Origin of the sequence: Klebsiella michiganensis (assembly GCF_015139575.1) — a bacterium.
In the GTDB taxonomy this organism is placed as follows: Bacteria; Pseudomonadota; Gammaproteobacteria; order Enterobacterales; family Enterobacteriaceae; genus Klebsiella; species Klebsiella michiganensis.
On sequence record NZ_AP022547.1, the window covers coordinates 2,705,268 to 2,720,804 of the forward strand.

Annotated in this window: 16 protein-coding genes; 5 read left to right on the forward strand and 11 right to left on the reverse strand. The window is 58.9% G+C overall.

Annotation, left to right across the window (positions count from 1 at the left end; translation table 11 throughout):
• The first annotated feature begins 44 nt into the window (after window positions 1-44).
• Complete coding sequence (locus JLG71_RS12720) at window positions 45-971, forward strand: LysR family transcriptional regulator (RefSeq protein ID WP_004135593.1); 927 nt, start codon at window positions 45-47, stop codon at window positions 969-971.
• Here the strand turns inward: JLG71_RS12720 and mdcH are convergent.
• The 9 genes from mdcH to JLG71_RS12765 all read right to left on the reverse strand — a co-directional run bounded on the left by mdcH (window position 961) and on the right by JLG71_RS12765 (window position 9,483).
• Window positions 961-1,863: a malonate decarboxylase subunit epsilon gene (mdcH, locus tag JLG71_RS12725; RefSeq protein WP_148851262.1), complete on the reverse strand. Its 903-nt coding sequence runs from the start codon at window positions 1,861-1,863 to the stop codon at window positions 961-963. The two genes, JLG71_RS12720 and mdcH, sit on opposite strands and share 11 nt — an antisense overlap.
• Window positions 1,860-2,480: a malonate decarboxylase holo-ACP synthase gene (locus tag JLG71_RS12730; RefSeq protein WP_064357316.1), complete on the reverse strand. Its 621-nt coding sequence runs from the start codon at window positions 2,478-2,480 to the stop codon at window positions 1,860-1,862. The genes mdcH and JLG71_RS12730 overlap by 4 nt, the downstream gene beginning before the upstream one ends.
• A 2-nt stretch (window positions 2,481-2,482) precedes the next feature.
• Window positions 2,483-3,442, reverse strand: coding sequence for an AEC family transporter (locus tag JLG71_RS12735; protein WP_004851304.1), 960 nt, complete (start codon window positions 3,440-3,442; stop codon window positions 2,483-2,485).
• A 129-nt stretch (window positions 3,443-3,571) separates the two neighbouring features.
• Complete coding sequence (mdcE, locus tag JLG71_RS12740) at window positions 3,572-4,372, reverse strand: biotin-independent malonate decarboxylase subunit gamma (RefSeq protein ID WP_064377284.1); 801 nt, start codon at window positions 4,370-4,372, stop codon at window positions 3,572-3,574.
• On the reverse strand, window positions 4,372-5,205 hold the full coding sequence (locus JLG71_RS12745) for a biotin-independent malonate decarboxylase subunit beta (protein ID WP_004851300.1): 834 nt from the start codon (window positions 5,203-5,205) through the stop codon (window positions 4,372-4,374). Before JLG71_RS12745 ends, mdcE begins: the two co-directional genes overlap by 1 nt.
• Window positions 5,198-5,497, reverse strand: coding sequence for a malonate decarboxylase acyl carrier protein (gene mdcC / locus JLG71_RS12750; protein WP_004102520.1), 300 nt, complete (start codon window positions 5,495-5,497; stop codon window positions 5,198-5,200). Before mdcC ends, JLG71_RS12745 begins: the two co-directional genes overlap by 8 nt.
• A gap of 17 nt (window positions 5,498-5,514) precedes the next feature.
• Window positions 5,515-6,357 carry a triphosphoribosyl-dephospho-CoA synthase gene (locus JLG71_RS12755; protein WP_048262144.1) on the reverse strand — a complete coding sequence of 281 codons (843 nt, stop codon included), beginning with the start codon at window positions 6,355-6,357 and terminating at the stop codon, window positions 5,515-5,517.
• Window positions 6,357-8,012 (reverse strand): malonate decarboxylase subunit alpha, encoded by a 1,656-nt coding sequence (gene mdcA / locus JLG71_RS12760; protein WP_004851289.1) that lies wholly within the window; start codon window positions 8,010-8,012, stop codon window positions 6,357-6,359. Before mdcA ends, JLG71_RS12755 begins: the two co-directional genes overlap by 1 nt.
• Window positions 8,013-8,448: 436 nt before the next feature.
• Window positions 8,449-9,483, reverse strand: a complete 1,035-nt coding sequence (locus tag JLG71_RS12765; RefSeq protein ID WP_004119683.1) for an AI-2E family transporter — start codon at window positions 9,481-9,483, stop codon at window positions 8,449-8,451.
• 525 nt (window positions 9,484-10,008) lie between these two features.
• On the opposite strand from JLG71_RS12765, the gene mdtJ reads away from it, so the two are divergent.
• The 3 genes from mdtJ to JLG71_RS12780 all read left to right on the forward strand — a co-directional run bounded on the left by mdtJ (window position 10,009) and on the right by JLG71_RS12780 (window position 12,949).
• Window positions 10,009-10,371, forward strand: coding sequence for a multidrug/spermidine efflux SMR transporter subunit MdtJ (mdtJ, locus tag JLG71_RS12770; protein ID WP_004851286.1), 363 nt, complete (start codon window positions 10,009-10,011; stop codon window positions 10,369-10,371).
• Window positions 10,358-10,687, forward strand: coding sequence for a multidrug/spermidine efflux SMR transporter subunit MdtI (gene mdtI, locus JLG71_RS12775; RefSeq protein WP_004851284.1), 330 nt, complete (start codon window positions 10,358-10,360; stop codon window positions 10,685-10,687). Before mdtJ ends, mdtI begins: the two co-directional genes overlap by 14 nt.
• A 105-nt stretch (window positions 10,688-10,792) precedes the next feature.
• Entirely contained in the window at window positions 10,793-12,949 is a 2,157-nt protein-coding gene (locus tag JLG71_RS12780) for a putative bifunctional diguanylate cyclase/phosphodiesterase (protein WP_102803269.1), read from the forward strand.
• A 4-nt stretch (window positions 12,950-12,953) separates the two neighbouring features.
• Here the strand turns inward: JLG71_RS12780 and JLG71_RS12785 are convergent, their stop codons facing one another.
• Window positions 12,954-13,766, reverse strand: a complete 813-nt coding sequence (locus tag JLG71_RS12785) for a trypsin-like serine peptidase (RefSeq protein ID WP_014229539.1) — start codon at window positions 13,764-13,766, stop codon at window positions 12,954-12,956.
• An 820-nt stretch (window positions 13,767-14,586) separates the two neighbouring features.
• Between JLG71_RS12785 and JLG71_RS12790 the strand changes: the two genes are divergently transcribed.
• The gene (locus tag JLG71_RS12790; protein WP_224226504.1) at window positions 14,587-14,859 is read left to right on the forward strand and encodes a hypothetical protein; all 273 of its coding nucleotides are present in this window, start codon (window positions 14,587-14,589) and stop codon (window positions 14,857-14,859) included.
• 112 nt (window positions 14,860-14,971) lie between these two features.
• Here the strand turns inward: JLG71_RS12790 and asr are convergent, their stop codons facing one another.
• Window positions 14,972-15,397 (reverse strand): acid resistance repetitive basic protein Asr, encoded by a 426-nt coding sequence (gene asr / locus JLG71_RS12795; protein ID WP_009654716.1) that lies wholly within the window; start codon window positions 15,395-15,397, stop codon window positions 14,972-14,974.
• Window positions 15,398-15,537: the final 140 nt, after the last annotated feature.

Genomic DNA, 15,537 nt, shown 5'->3' on the forward strand with positions numbered 1-15,537 from the left:
CGAAAGAAAATGCTAATGAAGACCGAAACGCGGAGCCCAGGGCAATGAAAGACGACATTAATCAGGACATCACCTTCCGCAAGCTGTCGGTATTTATGATGTTTATGGCGAAAGGGAACATCGCCAGAACCGCTGAGGCCATGCAGCTGAGCGGCGTCAGCGTCCACCGGGCGCTGCATACGCTGGAAGAGGGCGTCGGCTGCCCGCTGTTTATTCATAAAGGACGCAACCTGCTGCCGCTCCCGGCGGCGTGGACGCTGCTGGAGTACTGTCAGGACGTCATGAGCCTGATGACCCGCGGCCTGGAAGCGACGCGTAAAGTAGCCGGCGTCGGGCAGGGCCGGCTGCGCATCGGCACGCTTTACTCCCTGACCCTTGAAACCGTGCCGCGCATTATTATGGGCATGAAGCTGCGTCGGCCGGAGCTGGAGCTGGATCTCACCATGGGCTCCAATCAGATGCTGCTGGATATGCTGGAAGATGACGCGCTTGATGCGATCCTCATCGCCACCAACGAAGGTGAATTCAATAATTCGGCTTTTGATGTGGTCCCGCTGTTTGAGGACGATATCTTCCTCGCCGCCCCGGCGACGGAACAGCTGGATACCACCGCTCCCGCCGAGCTGCGCGATTACGCCAGGCGCAAGTTTGTTTCGCTGGCGGAAGGGTTTGCCACCTATGCCGGATTTCAGGACGCCTTCCAGGTGGCCGGATTCGAGCCTGAAATCGTCACCCGGGTTAACGATATCTTTTCGATGATTAGCCTGGTGCAGGCGGGCGTAGGCTTTGCGCTGCTGCCGGGACGAATGAAAAAGGTGTATGAAAACGACGTACAGCTGCTGAAGCTGGCGGAGCCGTATCAGATGCGCCAGCTGATCTCCATTGTCTACTCACACCATCGCGAGCGCGACGCCGACCTGCTGGCGCTGGCGGCAGAAGGGCGGATGTACGCCCGCAGCCTCAGCCGTTAAGCCGGTTCGCCAGGTGACGGGCAACGTCGATACCGCTGCGCTCCAGCGCAATACACTCCCCCTGCCAGCCCGCCTGGCGGGTGAGACAGGTCAGCACGCCGCCGGGCGGCATCTCGACCGCCAGCCGCGCGTCCCGTTCGTCAGCGGCGATCATCGCTTCCTGCCAGCGCACGGTTCGCGCCATATTCCGCGCCAAATCGTCGGCAATGCTTAACGGGTCCCATAAAACGCGCGCCGTGGAGCCGCTCAGATAGGCGCAGCGCGGGCGCTGCAGCGTGACGTCAGTGAACGCTTTTGCCAGCTTAGCCGCCGGTTCATCCAGCAGCGCGCAGTGGGAAGGTACGCTGACCGCCAGCCGCTGTGCTTTACCGGCGCCAGCCGCCAGCGCCAGCCGGGCCACGCGGGCCATCTCGTCGTCGCGTCCGGCAATGACAATCTGCGTTTCCGCGTTCAGGTTGGCAATATAGAGGTCGCTGTCGGCAATCAGCTTTTCCACGCGGTCGAGCGTCAGGCCCATAATCGCCGTCAGCCCGTAGCCGTGAGGATAAGCCTGCTCCATTAAATCGCCGCGCAGCGCCACCAGCCGCAGGGCGTCGGTGAAATCCAGCGTGCCGGCCATCACCGCCGCCGGGAAAGCCCCTATCGACAGGCCGCTGACCATGTCCGGATTTACTCCCTGACGCTGCAGCTCCCGCGCCCAGGCTGTGCCTGCGATCAGCAGGCACAGCTGCACCGCACGGGTATGTTTTAACGCGGCGGCGGTATCTATATGGTCTACTTCATCGCCGAGCACGGTTCGCGCTTCAGCGAGGATATTCTGGCGGTCGGGAAGCGCGGCGAGCATATCCGGCCGCTGGTTTCCCTGACCGGGAAAGGTAAAGAGAATTTTCATGCTTCCTCCCTGTTCCACGGCGCAGCGGTCAGGCGCGCGCCGCGGGACGTTTTCAGCAGGACGCGGCCATCGCGCAGCCACTCATTTAGCGCGAAAGCCCCTGCGGGCGTTTCGACCTGGGTATCCGCCCGGCAGGGCAGCTGCGCGACGCGGGACTGCCAGGCGAGCAGCGCTTCGCGAGCGATCGGCTGCGGCGCGCGGATCAGCAGATCGAGATCGCTGGCGGCGTGAAGTACCGGAATCTCGGTGGCCAGCGCGTAGCCGGTGCTGCCGGTAATGCCCCAGCGCCACGGCCAGGAGTGTAAGGTCAGTGATATCGCCGCCTGTACCGGCGGCTGGGAGACAAACGGCGAGCGCAGGAGCTGTTGGCGATCGGCGAGGGTTTCCGGGCTGACGGTACGGACGATATTTTCCCTCTGTACCCAGCCTGCGGCCCGCTGATCGCGCTTCATCCCCCGTACGCCCACCGGAATGCGGGCGTTAGCATCAACGTCGCGTCGTACCACCACCGGCAGGCTAATACGCCAGTGCTGCGCGACCCAGGACTCCTCAATCGCCTCCAGCGCGGCGGCATTATTCAACCAGACTAAATCATGAGGACGCGGCGTTGATGACATCGTTAGATTCCTGACGTTAAGGTGATAAACAGCGGCAGCGACAGAATACACAGAACCGAGCTTAACAGCAGCACCGCTTCCGCATCCGGCGACTGCACGCCAAAGCGGTTGCCGAAGACCACGCCAAAGAAACCGGCCGCCAGCGCAATCATCAGAATGGCGGTAATGGCGATAGAGCCGTGCAGCCCCAGCAGCATCACCAGACCCCAGGCGATAAACGGCTGCACCAGCAGTTTGACAATAGTGGAAGTGGCAATCAGCGCATTGAGCTGCAGCTTACGCGCCGACAGAATCACCCCGGTCAGGAACAGCGCGGCGGCGGTCGCCGCCAGGCCCAGCGGTTTGATAGAGGCGAGCAGCAGATCCGGCATTTTGATACCGATGGCTGAAAGCACGACCCCCAGCAGCGGACCCCAGACAATCGGTTTTTTCACCGAACGCCACATCAGAACCGGCAGCATTGCCAGCGTCGAGCCGCTGTTCTCTCCGGCGGCGAGCGCTTTTTCACGTTCCAGAATCAGCAGGCAGAACGGCGTCATCAGTACCGAGCCGCAGGCGATGGAAACGGCGACGGAGAGGGAGGTGGAGGCGCCTTCGCCGAGCACGCTGCCCAGAATCGGCAGGCCAAGCGCGGCGTAGTTAGGCAGCGCGACGGTCAGGGTCAGCACGGCGGCATCCTGCGGCGAGCGCTTGAAGACGCGGGTCGCGAGGAAGTAGATGGCCGCATAGGTAATCCACATCGCCCCGGTCAGCACCAGCACCAGCGGCGATTGCGCGACAATACCGCTCCACGGCGTTTGCACCGTGGCGCTGAACAGCGTGGCGGGCAGGGCGAAGTCCATCACGAAGATGTTGAGTAAAGAGACGTTTTTGTTATCGACCATTTTGGCCTTGCCGGCCCAGAAGCCCAGCAGCATGATGACAAAAATCGGCGCGAGGGCATGAATAATCACATAAGTCATAAATCACCTGTAAATGAAAATAGAGTACTGGCGCGATTGTTATAATTTCTAAAAGCGGTTTATTTCCGGGGCGCGCGATGGCGCCCCGGGCGGCCGCTTCCGGCAGGTTTTCTTCTACTTAGGGACTGACTACCAGCTGGCGCGCATGCGATCGCGCACCTGTTGGGAACTACGGCGGTTCTCCGCGCCAAGGCGGCACTTCAGCGAGACATCCCGGCGGGCGTCAGCGATGGCGTCGCGCAGGGTGTCGGTGACCAGCGTCAGATCGCGGGCGTCCGGCGCGTCAGGATTGCTGATATCCAGCAGGGCGGAGAGCAGGCCGAGCGTTGCGTAGTTGCTGACGTCATAGGCCATCGGAGGGATGGTTGCCGCCAGTTTCTCCAGCGCCTCAACGGTGCGCAGGGTGATCCGCGCGGCGGACTCTTTACCCATCGCATGCACCAGTACCCCGGCGTCGTTAAAGGCGATCAGACGATTGGCCTGGTAGCCATGGGCGAGAAACGCCCCGGACATCGCTTTGCCGACGATCAGGCCAATCACCGGATGTCCGGCAAGCCGCGCCTTGGCGTAGGCGCCCGCGGCGCCCGCCAGCGCCTGATGAATACCGAACGCTTCTTCGCGACGGCCATAGGCCTGGCTGGGGACATCGATAACCGCGATAATCGGGCGCTTCACCGCGTTATCGGCATCGGCGTCGATGGTTTCGTTGACCACTTTGGCCAGCGTCCAGCCTTCGAGCAGGCCGACTTCACCCTGAGCGGCGCGTGGATAATGGTTATTAGCATCCGGCACCACGGCGATAAAACGGGCGGTTTCACCGTTAAAATCGGCATCGGCAACCTGCACCGAGGGGCACAGACCGGTCATTAGCGGGGCGTTCGGCGCCAGCTGGTTTAGCCACAGCGCGGCGCGGTTTGTGAACTGGTTCATTATTTCTCCTCCCGGGCGAATAGCTGTTTGATCTGAGCGGTATCCGCCTGCTGGCGGGTATCGAAATGGGTCAAACGGGTCAGGAAATCTTCATATTTGTCGCTGCGATGCTGCGCGGGCACGCCTTTGGCAATGGCTTCGTTCATCGCGCTTTTCACCGCGTTGATGCCATCGCCCACCAGGGCATCCACCAGACCGCTGGCGTAGCGAATTTCGCCGCCGGTCATGCTCCAGATAAACGGACGGTCGCGGGAGTCGTACTCTTCAATCCCCGCTTCCTGTTCAATAACCTGCGGTCCGTTGAGGCCCAGACGCGCTTCACGGGTGACAATCAGGTAGCTGCACAGCGCCGCGGCGATGGACATCCCGCCGAAGCAGCCGACGGTACCGGCGACAATGCCGATTACCGGGGTGTAGCGGCGCAGGTCGACAATCGCGGCGTGAATATCGGCGATGGCGGCAAGGCCCAGATTGGCTTCCTGCAGGCGCACGCCGCCGGTTTCCAGGCACAGCACCGCCTGGGTAGGAATGCCGTTGCGGTTATCTTCCGCCGCCAGCTCAAGGGCGGCGGCCATTTTCGCGCCGGAGACTTCGCCCATGCTGCCGCCCTGGAAGGTACCTTCGATGGCAATGACTACCGCCGGCTGGCCGTTAATGGTGCCTTTTGCGACGACCATACCGTCGTCGGACTGCGGGACGATGCCCTGCGCGCCGAGCCACGGGGACATAATGCCGTCAAAGGGATCCAGCAGTTCGCGATAGCTGCCGTCATCCAGCAGGGTGCGGGCGCGTTCACGGGCGCGGAGTTCAATAAAGCTGCGATCGTTACGCATGAGCCACCTCCTCAAAAACCTGTTCAATACGGATCCGCGCGACGCCGGGCGTGGCGCCGAAATCGTGGATGATCAGCTGTCCGCCGGGCAGGCCGTTAATCAGGCTCAGTCGTTCGAACAGCGCGTTCCAGCGCGCCTGGCTGTTGTCCACGGAGGTGGTGATTTCGACGTTGAGCGTATCGCTCTGTCCGGCGGTATAGAGCACTTCCATATCGCCGGAGCCGACAACGCCTGCCAGCGCTTTGCCGCTGAGGGCGCGGTTGGCAGGGAATGACAATTTAATCTGTTCCATAACATCCTCTGAATGCGTTAAGCGGAAACCCGGTCGAGAAACAGGGTGGCGGCAAGAAGATCCGCCGCGCCACCCGGCGAGGCGTTCTGCGCCAGCATCTGCACGTCGAGACGCGCCAGCGCGGCGCGCCCCCTGGCTGTCGCACATCCTCCTGCCGCCAGCACCTCGCCTGCGCCTTGCCGCATCGCCTCAAGGCCCGCCATTCCGGCGCGGGAGAGCACGCAGGTATCGCTAAGCGAGGTCATAATCGCCATCAGCGCGTCAAGCCGGGCCTGATCCTCGCTGGCCCCCGCGGCCCGGCTGCGCAATAGCTGCGGCAGCGCCAGGGTGGTGATGTGCGGAAAAGCGCGCTGCGCTTCTTCCCGGGCGCCGGGAACCTGCCAGCGGCGGCTGGCGCGCAGACCTTTACTGAAGGTCCTTGGCGCGCAGGCGTCCGGCAGACGGGCCAGGGCGGCGGCGGTTTCCGTAATTCTCTGTGCCTGACCCTCCCCCCCGAGCATCGCCGTCGCGCTGACCAGCAGGCCCAGCGCCCAGATAGCGCCGCGATGGGTATTGACCCCGGCGGTCGCCTGCATCATCCGCGCTTCGCCTTCGCGGCCAAGCCGGCCAACGGTTTCGCGCAGGGCAACGTCGGCCGGACGCCGCCAGCTCTGCTGAGCCAGCGCGTGAAACGTCGGCTGCAGGCTGTGGGCCGAACGCTCCATCAGGGCCAGGTTCAGGTCCTGATGCGCGCCGTTGCCGCGGCTATCCACCAGGCCCGGCTTGGGGCTGAGTCGCGCTTCGTCAACCAGGCAGGCGCTGGCGGTCTGGGCCAGCCAGCGGGCCCGGGTTTCAGCAACGTGGGGAGAGAGTTTTTTCATTACCAGCTCCGGAATTTTGCCGGTGGGTTGTACAGACCGTCGGACCACTCCACCAGATCGGCTACGCTGCCGGCGGCGAGCAGAGAGCGGGTGGCGTCGCTGCGGCGGATACCGATATCTTCCGGATAGACGACTTTGCCGCTTTGGCGCAGTGCGGCCACGCGTTTGGCGTCAACGCCGAGCCCGATATCGGTGATCCCGGCCACGGCCGCCACCATTGCCCGGCGCTCTTCCAGGCTTTCCGCCCGATAGAGATAGGCGATGCCTTCTTCGGTCAGCACGTGGGTGACGTCATCGCCGTAAATCATCACCGGCGCCAGCGGCATTCCGGAGGTTTTGGCGACCTCAACGGCGTCGAGTTTTTCCACGAAGGTCGGTTTCACGCCCGCCTGGAAGGTTTCCACCATCTGAACGACCAGCTTTTTACCGCGCTGCATCGGATCCGGTTCGGTGATCATGTTGAGCCATGCCGGCGTAGCGTGGCGTCGACCGTGCGGGTCGTGGCCCATATTCGGCGCGCCGCCGAAGCCGGAGAGGCGGCCGCGGGTCACCGTCGAGGAGTTGGCGTAGCCGTCAACCTGTAAGGTCGAGCCGATAAACATATCTACCGCATACTGTCCCGCCAGCTGGCAGAACGCGCGGTTGGAGCGCATGGAGCCGTCGGCGCCGGTGAAGAAGATATCCGGACGCGCGCGAATGTACTCTTCCATTCCCAGCTCTCCGCCGAAGCAGTGCACGCTCTCGACCCAACCGCTTTCAATTGCCGGAATAAGGGTGGGGTGCGGGTTCAGCGTCCAGTGTTTACAGATTTTGCCCTTCAGGCCGAGCTGTTCGCCGTAGGTCGGCAGCAGCAGTTCGATGGCGGCGGTGTTAAAGCCGATCCCGTGGTTCAGGGATTGCACCTGATGCTCGGCGTAGATTCCTTTAATCGCCATCATTGCCATCAGGATATGTTCCTGCTTAATCAGGCGCGGATCGCGGGTAAACAGCGGCTCGATAAAGAACGGTTTATCCGCGACGACCACGTAGTCAATCCACGAACCGGGGATATCCACGCGCGGCAGATCGCACTCGTCATCGACCAGTTCGTTAACCTGCGCAATAACGATGCCGTCATGGAACGCGGCGGCTTCCACCAGCGCCGGGGTATCTTCGGTGCTCGGCCCGGTGTACAGGTTGCCCTTGCGGTCGGCTTTGTAACCGGCGATCAGCGCGACGTTTGGCGACAGGTCGACGTACAGGCGAGAGTAAAGTTCGATATAGGTGTGGATAGCGCCGATTTCCAGCAGGCCATCTTCCAGCAGCTGCGAAATACGCAGGCTTTGGGTACCGGAGAAGGAGAAATCAAGCTTGCGGGCGATACCTTTTTCGAAGAGGTCCAGATGCTCGCTGCGCCCGACGCTCGGCATAATCATATGCAGGTCGTGAATTTTTTGTGGGTTAACTTCCGCCAGCATCCGCGAGAGGAAATCAGCCTGTTTCTGGTTGTTGCCTTCCAGCACCACCCGGTCGCCGGGGGCCAGCAGTTGCTCAAGAACGGCGACCAGCTGGTCGGTGGGGATCACTTTGCCCGAGACCTTCGCCTCGGTCAGTCGCCGCTGTTTTTCCGTACGGCGACGGTTCCAGACGCGTCCCGTCGTTTGTTCGGCACTCATTATTAACCTCCTGATTCGACGAATCGTTTTGATTGTCCTGGTGTGGAAGTAAGTGTGCGTCGCGAGGTGGCGGGCATCAATTAAGGCCGATGGCGAATCGTTAGCGTAAGAGTAATGATTGGCGGGGCAGAGATGTGATGACGATCAATAATGATTGCGAATGATTGGTCTACGAGCAGGGGACGTACCGGGTTGAGGCATTGGCACGGCTTCCCGGCTCGCACTGCGTTTAGCCGGGCTACGGGTTAAGGGCGTCTGCGGGCCGGTAGCCCGGACAGATGCGCCGCATCGCCTCCGGGGAAGTTCAGCGGCTCCGCGCTCTGCTCCCGGGGGCGGCGCAAAGCGCCTGCCCGGGCTACAGGTTAAGGGTCGTCTGCGGGCCGGTAGCCCGGACAGATGCGTCAGCATCGCCTCCGGGGAAGCGTGCGCAATGGCGTTAGTTTTTACTCAAATCACTCAGCAGAAAGGCAATACTTTGCCCGGCTACCGTCTGTTCGAGGGCGATTTTGACGATAATCGTCAACGGTACCGAGAGTAGCATACCCACCGGGCCCAGCAGCCAGCCCCAGAAGATCAATGACAGGAAGACCACCAGCGTCGACAGCCCCAGCCCGCGGCCCATAATGCGCGGTTCAAGAATATTGCCGAACACCAGGTTAATCACCAGATAGCCTGCCAGGACCACCAGCGCTTCGTACAGACCGCCAAACACCAGTACCTGCAGGATCGGCGGGATCGCCGCGAGCACCGAACCAATGTTGGGAATGTAGTTGAGCGCAAAGGCCAGCAGTCCCCACATAAAAGCAAAGCGGACGTCCAGCAGCACCAGCATTCCCCAGACCACCAGGCCGGTCACCAGGCTGATGGCGGTTTTTAACACCAGGTAGTGGGAGACGCTATCCAGCGCGCGCTGAATCGCGCCCATTCCCTCCACCGGCCGCGACATCAGCTGCTGCAGCTTCGCGGGAAGCTGCGGCACTTCCAGCAGCATAAAGACCACCGTCAGCAGCAGCAGGAAGATAGAGGACATCGCGTTGGAAAGCTGGGTGAGCAGGCCGGTCACCAGCGTCATCACCGCGTTGGGGTCAATATACTTGTTCAGCTCCACCACCGACACGGTAAAGCCGAAGCGCTGTAGCCAGGGCGCAACGGTCTGCATCGGTTCATAGAGATAATTACGGTACTGCGGCAGGGTGCGCGCAAGCTCGTTAAGCGACGTGCCGAGCGAGGCCAGCAGCACAACGGCCAGCAGGACAATCACGCCGACCAGGAGCGAAATAGCCAGCACCCGCGGTACCCGGCAGCGCACCATGAGCTGAACCAGCGGGTTTATCACCACCGCCAGAAAGATCGCCAGAACAAAAGGAACGATAATATCCGCCGCGAAGCGAATGCCTGTCAGGATGATAACCAGCATGCCGAGCATGATGACTATTTTTAAGCCGTTAAGCGTGATGATGGGTTTGGCCATACCGCTCCCTGCGAGAGAAAAAATGGGGTCTAATGTGAGTCATTGTAGACGTTGGCAAAGTCGGCGTCTCAGCGCGTCGCGTCCGCTAAAATGAAAAAAAACGACCAATTAATCAATAATGGCCGGAACGATATCATAATGGTGATTGCGATCGGAAAAAACTAATCCAAATCAAATACCAGAGGTAAAGAACTGCAAAGACTTTGAGTTAAATGTGGCGTTATGGTACAAATCTGCGTGTGTATAACTACAGAGGACAATTTTGATCCGCAAATGACGAGAAGCAATACCGCGGATAATTGTAATTTTATGGACAATCAGTTCAGGATGTATATTTCTTTTCACCCTGCAGTATCCCTCTCTCACTCCCGCTTTCTCGGCGAGCAGCACTGGCGCTCGGCGCTTTAGTCTTCTTCTCTCTGCCTGAGCTGGCGCGCTGCGCACGGCTAATTTAACGTCAGAATTTTTCCGGTTTACTTCTCTGTAAGCCGCCATGGATTATATTCTCAAGCAGGAGAAGGGATCATGTTTTATTGGATTTTATTAGCTTTAGCTATCGTTGCTGAAATTACCGGCACGTTGTCGATGAAATGGGCAAGCGTAAGCGGCGGCCATACTGGTTTTATTTTAATGCTGGTCATGATCGCGCTTTCTTATATTTTTCTGGCTTTCGCGGTGAAAAAAATCGCCCTCGGCGTGGCCTATGCCCTCTGGGAGGGGATCGGCATTTTACTGATCACTATCTTCAGCGTCCTGCTGTTTGATGAGACGCTGTCGACGATAAAAATCGCCGGCCTGGTGACCCTGGTCGCCGGGATTGTCTTGATTAAATCGGGGACGCAGAAAGCGGTGAAGCCGGGCAAGGAGAAAGCGCATGCAACAGTTTGAGTGGGTCCACGCCGCCTGGCTGGCGCTGGCGATTGCGCTGGAAATTTTGGCCAACGTTTTTCTGAAATTTTCCGACGGCTTTCGACGTAAATTCTACGGCATTATGTCGCTGGCGGCGGTCCTGGGCGCCTTTAGCGCGCTTTCGCAGGCGGTCAAAGGAATTGACCTGTCGGTGGCCTATGCGCTGTGGGGCGGTTTCGGTATCGCGGCGACCATTGCCGCCGGCTGGGTGCTGTTTGGCCAGCGGCTGAATCATAAAGGCTGGGCCGGTCTGCTTCTGCTGGTGGTCGGCATGGTGTTAATTAAACTCGCCTGATATGATGCCGCCTGTGAATGCGGGCGGCAAATTCTGCTCTCTGTATTACGCTTAAAAAAGAGCCAGTTCGGCGTATTTTGCTGCCGGCCGATATGAGGGCAGAACATGATTCATTTGCCAGGCTGGCGCAATATTCCCTCCGCCAGAACGCTGTCCATCATGATTGTCCTCGCCGGGATCGGCTTAATCGTGTCCATTGTTTCGCTTCTTTATCTCACCCAACACCTGATCGGCCTGAAAGCAAACGAAATTGATAAGCATCGTTCCGTGCTATCGGTGGATGGGGCGGTGCAGACCTCGGTGAACCGCGTGCTGTCGCTGGTGATGGATAACGCTATCTGGGATGATGCGGTGCATCAGACCTATGCCGACAGGCTCGATCCGCAATGGCTCTACAACTCATGGGGATCGGGTTTTAAAATCAATAATCTCTATGACGGCACTTTCGTACTCGACCAGCACTATCGGGTGCTGTGGGGATCGTTTCGCAGTGAGAGCTTTACCGAGCAGGATACCCAATTCCTCGGCAACGGTTTTCGTGCGCTTATCTCGCAGCATGCCGCCGCGCTGCGCAGCGGTAAAAGCGCTTATGCCGGCATCACGCGAACCCGCGCCGGTATTGCGTTTATTGGTATTGGCCTGATTCGCCCGACGGCAGGGCGGCTACAGGTGCATGATGATACGCGTCGCTATCTGGTGATCACCCGCCATATCAACTCGCAAATGCTTGAGCGCCTGGGCGACACGTTTCAGATTCGCAACCTGCACGTCACGCCAGGCGGCGGTGAATACAGTATTCCGCTGCGCACCCAGGCCGGGGAGATCGTGGGTTACCTGAGCTGGCAGCCGGGGCTTCCCGGCGCGGAAGCCGCGCGGGCGGCCTCCGACAGTATGCGGCTGATTGCCGCCGTGGCGGCTGGGCTGATCCTGCTGTTTATTCTCTTCAGCTACCTCGGGCTTTACAAGCTGGCGCGCGGCGAAAAGCTGGCGCGCGACAGTGCCATGACCGACTGGCTGAGCCGCCTGCCAAACCGACGGGCGCTGATCGAACGCCTTAACCAGGTGTGCGAAACCTCCCAATACCAAATGCAAAGCGTGGTATTTATCGATCTCGACGGCTTTAAGGATGTTAATGATAACTACGGCCATGACGTTGGCGATGCGCTGATTATTCATATCGCTAAAGAACTTCGGGAGCGCGTTCCGCCTGAAGGGATGCTGGCGCGTATGGGCGGCGATGAGTTCGCGATGACGGTAAGCGGCGAACAGGCGGTAAATCAGGCGCTGGCTTTTGCCTGGGCGGTACTGGAACTGTTAAAAGCGCCCGTTATCCTCAACGAGCGAAAAATTTATATCAGCGCCAGTATCGGTATCGCCAGCGGCCTCCCGGCAAGCTGCTCCAGCACCGAGCTTTTTCGCCGCGCTGATATTGCCATGTACCATTCGAAGAAAACCGGCAAAGGGCGCACGACCTGGTATGACGAAGCGCTCAGCGACGCGCGGCAGTATCAGCTGAATATCGAAAATGGCATTCGTCAGGGACTGGAGAACGAAGAGTTTGATGTCTGGTATCAGCCGATTGTCAACGCCGATACGCTGGTTATGGAAGGCGTGGAAGCGCTGCTGCGCTGGCCGCGGCGTCCTCAGGGGGCACTGCCGCCGGATGCGTTTATCGGTATCGCCGAAAGTAGCGGTTTGATCTACGCGCTTGGCCAGTTTGTGCTTGAACGCGCCTGTAGCGAACTGCAGCCACTGGACGATCTGCTGCTGTCGGTGAATATCTCCCCGGCGCAGTTCCGCGATCCGGAGTTTGAGTCGCGGGTGGTGCAGGTGCTGGGCCGCTGTCATTTCCCGGCCCGTCGGTTACAGCTCGAAGTCACGGAGAGCTACGTTCTGGAGAATCCCGAGCGGGCGAAGTCGGCCATTGAGAACTTAAGGGCGCTTGGCATCGCGGTGGCGCTCGATGATTTTGGCACCGGCTATTCCAGCATCGGCTATTTACGCAGCTTCAGCTTCGACAGTCTTAAAATCGACAAGTCCCTGGCCGGGCTGGTGGATGTGGATACCCAGGCGGCGGAGCTGGTGCGCGGGACCGTCCGTATTGCCGGAGCGTTAGGCATCACGGTGGTGGCGGAGGGCGTTGAGAATCAGCAACAGCTGGCGCTGCTGCGGCGGGCGGGATGCGACAGATTGCAGGGTTTCTTCTTCAGCGAGCCGATGTCCGTCGCGTCGTTATTGCAGCTGCGCCAGCAGCAAGGCTGACCGCTTACTGGGCAGCCAGCGCTTCAAGCTTATCGCGAAAGCCGGTGACGGAGATGGCGCGGTTGTCCGCCCGCCAGCGATCTTTTGGTCCAGGCGCCGAACTCTGCACCGCAATCACCTGCCAGCCGTCGTCGGTTTTCAGCAGCAGCGGCGAGCCGCTATCCCCCGGCAGCGTATCGCACTGATGAGAGAGCACCGATGTCTGCGCCCAGCCGGTGACTACGCAATCCTGGTGGGTATAGAGATTATCCAGATGATCTTCCGGATAGCCAGACTGAGTCACTTTTCGTTCTGCGGTTTTTAGCGCGGCGGTCAGATCGGCTTTGCTGCCGCTAAAAATCGGCACCGGCGTAATGCCGGAAGGGGCGTAGCGCAGCACGATAAGGCCAAAATCCCACGGCGCCGCGGCGCTGGGAACTATCCAGCCGTCGCCGTCCGCCTTAAGCCGTTTCCCCAGCGAAGGATCTACGCGGCCTTCAATACCGTGAATTTCGTACACCCAGCCGCCTTTACGCGAGATAAAACGCAGCGCGACGGGTTTATCCGGCTTGCCTTTGGGCGGCGTGAGCAGGCAGTGCCCGGCGGTGAGCGCCAGATTGGGGGCGATAAGCGTGGCGGTACAGAGATTACCGCTGGCGGTTTCCAGTTGCCCAATCGCATCCCAGGGATCGTCCGTGGGGTTGCTGACCGGTTTTCGGTCGTCGTGACCAAAAAACAGCGTCTTAATATCTTTTGCACTCATGCCATCATCGTCGGCCTGGACCAGCGCTGGAAACAGGGAAATTGAACACAGTAATAACAGGACGTCTCTACGCATATCACTCTCTGGGGAGATAATTATGTATATTGAAAGTAGCAGCAGATTTAAGTTTATGAAAGTTAAGAATAATTTTAATTAAGCCAGGCGGCAGGCGAAATCAGCAAAAAACGCCAGTCGCTTACGGATGAATGGCGTGAATTCAATATGTTAACGCCATTTTCCTGCGGCGTTATTTCCGCAGAAAAGGGCAGCGGAAGCAACATAAATCGTGTATCCGAACGTACAACCGGCGGGTGCCGAATAAAGGATTTGCGGTTCAGCTTTTTCTCAAGACAGTTAATGGCGAAAACGGCCAATATCACGCAAAAAAAGAGATATCTTCACAGGAAAATCGGACTTCTTTACCTGTTTATCACTTACTTTCAAAGCGAAACATTTTCTCACCGAAAACGTTGTTATTGCTATCACCTTGTTGAGCAAACAGAGATGTTATCCCGGCGATGATATCTGCAATGTCAAACACCCGATGTACGGGAGGATTTATGTCTAAACAAGGTATTCGCGCATTGGTTTACGTTTCGCTGGTATCAGCAATGATTTGGGGCGCGACGGGCTATCTGCTGGTGACGGCGGTTCACGTTCTTTAATCCGCGACCTCACCGTGGTGGAACCAGGCATGTTTAAGCGGCGGGCTGAGCGCGTTTTGCGGCCAGCGCCGCCCGTTCCGGCGTTTTATTGATAGCTAAATCCCCGGGCAGGCCGCCGGTGTTCTCGTCAGCAAAATCTTCGTCCCTTACATTTTCTCAGCGCTAACGCTGCCGGCAATATTGCGTGAAGGTGCCGTTGCGCAGCAGGTGGCAACAAAGCGTAGCGGGTGATGGCAGGTTTGGTGACCGCATTAAGCGACCCCAACGATATTCTCTTTTTTCCGCAGTCTATTCATATCGCCGACGGTATCGGCTGCTGTCTGGGGCTGTTGACGGCGGTGTGGGTGCGTATCGACCGGAGCGTGCTTTCGCTTGATATTCTGGCGGTTCGTCGTTGGCTAACGGCGCGTTACGTCAAACGTTTGACGACGGTCTCGGCGACAACCTGTGGCAGCAATAGGTTTAGTAAAGAAAAAAACGGCTGGCGACCAGCGCGCAGATAATCAGCAGGATCAGGATGAGCTCAAAACGATAGCGCCGCAGCATGGTGCTCTCCAGAAAAAAACGGCGCTGAAGCCAGCGCCGATATCATATCACATCGCTTAACCCGGGAGATTAAGCAGCCGGTTGTGCAGCTGGTTTAGCGGTATGATGTTTGGTGGTTTTGTGGTGTTTTTTCGCTGCCTGTGCTTTCTGAGCTACTGGTTTAGCAGCGGCTTTTTTGTGTTTCTTAGCGGCCTGAGCTTTCTGGGTGGCAGCCGGTTTAGCTTCTGCTTTTTTGTGCTTTTTAGCGGCCTGCGCTTTCTGGGTGGCAGCGGGTTTAGCGGCTGCTTTTTTGTGCTTTTTCGCAGCCTGCGCTTTCTGCTCAGCAGCCGGTTTCGCAGCGGCGGTATGGTGTTTCTTGTGGTGGGTCGCTTTAGCGGTGGTGCTGTGAGTTGCAGCAGCCGGCGCCGGAGTCGTGGTGGTGGCAGCATCGGCAGCGAAAGCAACAGAAGACAGACCCATTGCAGCGGCAACGACCAGAGCTAATACTTTTTTCATTCTGATATCCTCGAAAAGGTTTCTTGTTTCAACCCCACTGCGGGGCCGTTGAAAGAACTATATGCCTGTCTTATCGAGGTTTCCGTGAGTGTTTGGTATCGGCGTGTAACCATATGTACAACGCGCTGCTACAACAATGG

Coding starts and splice junctions, on each gene's coding strand:
- JLG71_RS12720 (WP_004135593.1), top strand. CDS start 45: ATGAAAGACGACATTAATCAGGACATCACCTTCCGCAAGCTGTCGGTA.
- mdcH (WP_148851262.1), bottom strand. CDS start 1,863: ATGAAAATTCTCTTTACCTTTCCCGGTCAGGGAAACCAGCGGCCGGAT.
- JLG71_RS12730 (WP_064357316.1), bottom strand. CDS start 2,480: ATGTCATCAACGCCGCGTCCTCATGATTTAGTCTGGTTGAATAATGCC.
- JLG71_RS12735 (WP_004851304.1), bottom strand. CDS start 3,442: ATGACTTATGTGATTATTCATGCCCTCGCGCCGATTTTTGTCATCATG.
- mdcE (WP_064377284.1), bottom strand. CDS start 4,372: ATGAACCAGTTCACAAACCGCGCCGCGCTGTGGCTAAACCAGCTGGCG.
- JLG71_RS12745 (WP_004851300.1), bottom strand. CDS start 5,205: ATGCGTAACGATCGCAGCTTTATTGAACTCCGCGCCCGTGAACGCGCC.
- mdcC (WP_004102520.1), bottom strand. CDS start 5,497: ATGGAACAGATTAAATTGTCATTCCCTGCCAACCGCGCCCTCAGCGGC.
- JLG71_RS12755 (WP_048262144.1), bottom strand. CDS start 6,357: ATGAAAAAACTCTCTCCCCACGTTGCTGAAACCCGGGCCCGCTGGCTG.
- mdcA (WP_004851289.1), bottom strand. CDS start 8,012: ATGAGTGCCGAACAAACGACGGGACGCGTCTGGAACCGTCGCCGTACG.
- JLG71_RS12765 (WP_004119683.1), bottom strand. CDS start 9,483: ATGGCCAAACCCATCATCACGCTTAACGGCTTAAAAATAGTCATCATG.
- mdtJ (WP_004851286.1), top strand. CDS start 10,009: ATGTTTTATTGGATTTTATTAGCTTTAGCTATCGTTGCTGAAATTACC.
- mdtI (WP_004851284.1), top strand. CDS start 10,358: ATGCAACAGTTTGAGTGGGTCCACGCCGCCTGGCTGGCGCTGGCGATT.
- JLG71_RS12780 (WP_102803269.1), top strand. CDS start 10,793: ATGATTCATTTGCCAGGCTGGCGCAATATTCCCTCCGCCAGAACGCTG.
- JLG71_RS12785 (WP_014229539.1), bottom strand. CDS start 13,766: ATGCGTAGAGACGTCCTGTTATTACTGTGTTCAATTTCCCTGTTTCCA.
- JLG71_RS12790 (WP_224226504.1), top strand. CDS start 14,587: ATGGCAGGTTTGGTGACCGCATTAAGCGACCCCAACGATATTCTCTTT.
- asr (WP_009654716.1), bottom strand. CDS start 15,397: ATGAAAAAAGTATTAGCTCTGGTCGTTGCCGCTGCAATGGGTCTGTCT.